Annotated in this window: 1 pseudogene; it reads left to right on the top strand. The window is 71.1% G+C overall.

Annotated elements, in window-relative coordinates:
- A pseudogene (locus AC5RUJ_RS18360) lies at positions 1 to 460 on the top strand (transporter); the annotation flags it as partial.

A 460-nucleotide genomic window follows, 5' to 3' on the forward strand; every position in this document is an offset into this window, starting at 1 on the left:
CGGCCGGCGCCCGGCTGCTCATCGCGGTGGCCTTCCTGGCCGTGCTGGCCTGGCTCTGGAAGCTCAGCCTGGCCCGTGCGCTGGTCACGCCGCCGTACAACGCCGTGTCCCGGAAGGCCGGCGGCAGGCTGGGCTGGTTCTCCCGGATGCCCGGAACCCCTGCCGGAGCCGTGGCGGCGCGTGCGCTCATCTACTGGTTCAAGGATCCCCGCTACGGGGCGTCGCTGGTCTCCATTCCGCTCATTCCGGTGGCGGTCTTCTTCGGACTCTCGCAGACCGGCGACTTCACCTTCATGCTGTGGCTGGGCCCGATGATCGCCTTCCTGCTGTCCTTCGGCATCTCCGCGGACATCGCCTACGACAACACGGCGTTCGCGCTGCACGTCACCACCGGCGTGAGCGGACGCGCCGACCGGATCGGCCGGGCCGCGGCCTGCGCGGTGATCGCGCTGCCGGCGAC

Source organism: Arthrobacter sp. Y3223164 (assembly GCF_059091005.1).